The sequence below is a fragment of the Blastomonas sp. genome (genome assembly GCF_041747255.1).
Classification (GTDB): domain Bacteria; phylum Pseudomonadota; class Alphaproteobacteria; order Sphingomonadales; family Sphingomonadaceae; genus Blastomonas.
Map to the genome: position 1 here is coordinate 1 of NZ_JBGTFM010000316.1, position 2,598 is coordinate 2,598.

At 59.4% G+C, this 2,598-nt stretch carries 4 protein-coding genes; 1 reads left to right on the plus strand and 3 read right to left on the minus strand.

Annotated elements, in window-relative coordinates; translation table 11 throughout:
- The 3 genes from ACEW8G_RS10745 to gmd all read right to left on the minus strand — a co-directional run.
- Window positions 1–363: PIN domain-containing protein (locus tag ACEW8G_RS10745; RefSeq protein WP_373488414.1), on the minus strand; the 363-nt coding region annotated here is incomplete at its 3' end.
- On the minus strand, window positions 353–580 hold the full coding sequence (locus ACEW8G_RS10750) for an AbrB/MazE/SpoVT family DNA-binding domain-containing protein (RefSeq protein ID WP_373488415.1): 228 nt from the start codon (window positions 578–580) through the stop codon (window positions 353–355). The genes ACEW8G_RS10750 and ACEW8G_RS10745, both read right to left, overlap by 11 nt.
- Before the next feature lie 427 nt (window positions 581–1,007).
- The gene (gene gmd, locus ACEW8G_RS10755; protein WP_373488416.1) at window positions 1,008–2,129 is read right to left on the minus strand and encodes a GDP-mannose 4,6-dehydratase; all 1,122 of its coding nucleotides are present in this window, start codon (window positions 2,127–2,129) and stop codon (window positions 1,008–1,010) included.
- Window positions 2,130–2,323: 194 nt separating this feature from the next.
- Between gmd and ACEW8G_RS10760 the strand changes: the two genes are divergently transcribed.
- A partial coding sequence (locus tag ACEW8G_RS10760; RefSeq protein WP_373488417.1) for a hypothetical protein occupies window positions 2,324–2,598 on the plus strand: 275 nt, incomplete at its 3' end.

A 2,598-nucleotide genomic window follows, 5' to 3' on the forward strand; every position in this document is an offset into this window, starting at 1 on the left:
TTCGACAAGCAGGCCGTTGTGCATGTCTTCGCTCCAAAGCGTTGTGCAACCCGCCAGAAGCGCTGCGGCCACGATAATCGCGTCATAGATCGACAGGTCATACCGCTCGGCCAATGCCCTGCCCACGTCGTGCGTCTGCACTGTCAGAGGTTCAACCCGGCACAGGGCCTGAATGCCGTCAAGGAATGCGCCTGTTTCGTCCCAGCTCATCTTTGCCTTGCGACGGCAGTTCACCATCGCCTCGTTCAGGACCTGTACGCTGATGACGGGTCCCTGCCCCATGATCCCTGCCGCACGATCTGCCTTTGGTCCATCGTCGAGCAGATACAGGACGACGTTGGTGTCCGCGAATTCAGCGCTCATGTGCCGTATCGCGGCTCAGGCGTCCGGACGAAGGAAGCCTTCCCCGGAACCGGTGCAGATCCGCGAGAATGTCTTCGGCGCGCGGATGCCTGCTGACCTTAAACGTGGTCCCGTCCTTGTAGAGATCGATCTGATCACCCTCTTTCAGACCAAGCTCGCGGACAAGATCCGCAGGCAGGCGCACGGCGAGAGAGTTACCCCATTTTGCAATCTGCATGATATCCGGCCCCTTTTATGATCTACACTAAGAAATGTATATCCGTCCGAGCTTTTGGGCAAGGTGGAGATTGAAGCGTCCGGACCTTCCGGAGAGCGACAGCCGCCCTGTGCCGGATCATGCCTTTCCCATCAGGGCCTTCAGTGTGGCCCCTATCCTCGGGCTTCTCTCGCTTGCCGGCCATCTCGTCGTCCTCCTGAAAACGGGATAATTCTATGGCTGGAGTCGATCCGACGCTTGTTCTTGCCTTTTAGCGGGCCTCGACCGGATGGTTCTGGGCCTCCACGGTGCGGCGTCGTGGGTGTAGGGCACGCTGTATAGATTGCTGCCTACCGCGACCATGCCTTCTTGGCGGAAGCGGCGCCTCAGGAAGAAGTCCTGCAGGATCTAACGGAACGGCCTCTCATGGATGGACTTTCTGTCGCCGCTAACTTTCCAGACTGACTGGCAAAGCAAGGCCGTGGCTTTTCAGCAGAGCGTGTCGCTGGGCGGCCCGCAGGTCGGAGGCTATCATTTCTGCGCACATCTGCTGCGCGGTGATTTCGGGCACCCAGCCCAGGTTCTTTTTGGCCTTGGACGGATCACCCAGCAGGGTTTCGACCTCTGCGGGGCGGAAATAGCGCGGGTCGATCTTCATCACCACATCGCCTACGGCCATATGCGGGGTCAAATCGCCCTCGACCTTGGTGATGGTCGCGATCTCGTCCACGCCGGTGCCGGTAAAGTCCAGCGTGACACCCAGCTCTGCCGCGGTCCAGGTGATGAATTCGCGCACACTATACTGCACGCCGGTGGCGATGACGTAATCCTCTGGCGTGTCCTGTTGCAGCATCAGCCACTGCATGCGGACATAATCCTTAGCATGGCCCCAGTCGCGCAGGGAATCGATATTACCCATATAAAGACACTGTTCCAGACCCATGGCGATATTGGCCAACCCGCGGGTGATCTTGCGGGTCACGAACGTCTCGCCGCGACGCGGGCTCTCATGGTTGAACAGGATGCCGTTGCAGGCATACATGCCGTAGGCTTCGCGATAGTTCACGGCGATCCAATAGGCATACATCTTGGCCACCGCATAGGGGCTGCGGGGGTGAAAAGGCGTGGTTTCGGTCTGTGGCGTTTCGCGCACCAGACCATAAAGTTCCGACGTAGACGCCTGATAGAACCGCGCCTTGTCCTCCATCTTGAGGAACCGCATCGCCTCCAGCAGGCGCAGGGTGCCGATGGCATCGACGTCGGCGGTGTATTCAGGCGCCTCGAAACTGACGGCGACGTGGGATTGCGCGCCAAGGTTATAGACCTCGTCAGGCTGCACTTCGGACATGATCCGCGTCAAATTGGAACTGTCGGTCAGATCGCCGTAATGCAGGCGAAAGCGCGAATTGTCCGTATGCAGGTCTTCATAAATGTGATCGACGCGCGCGGTATTGAACAGGGACGCCCGGCGTTTGATGCCATGCACCTCGTAGCCTTTTTCAAGCAGAAACTCCGCCAGATAGGACCCGTCCTGACCGGTCACACCGGTAATAAGCGCGCGCTTTGTCATGATAATACGATTTTCCCCGTCTCGGATTCTGGGGTTCTCTTTGTCGCAAACAGATGGTTCTGACAACAGCTATGGTCGCCGGATGACGAAAACGGCCGCGGGGTGTGGCTGCGCGGGTGTTGGCGCGCGCCTTGTTTGCGCAGGTGCTGCAAATGCTTTAGGCGACGCGGCAACAGTGTCGAAGGAAGGCCCGCATGAATCGCTATGTTTTCGGAATGCACCGGGGCGGGTCATCCATCATGGGGCGGCTGGCCGTCAGCGCCGCACAGATCAGCGGCACGCCAGTGGTCCACCTTGGCGAACAGGACAAGAACCTGCCCGAAGAGGGGCCGTGCGGGGCGGCTAAACGGATCGACACTCTGCGCGATGTCACAGGTCTTGTCATTGATGCGGTCTATGAACCGCAGCCAGATAACTGGCGCGCCCACGCGGGCCTGTTCGCGCCGATCCGCCGGGCAGAGCTGTTCCC

What these genes read in the sequence shown, in the direction of transcription:
- ACEW8G_RS10750 (WP_373488415.1), bottom strand. Translation starts at nt 580, where the DNA reads ATGCAGATTGCAAAATGGGGTAACTCTCTCGCCGTGCGCCTGCCTGCG.
- gmd (WP_373488416.1), bottom strand. Translation starts at nt 2,129, where the DNA reads ATGACAAAGCGCGCGCTTATTACCGGTGTGACCGGTCAGGACGGGTCC.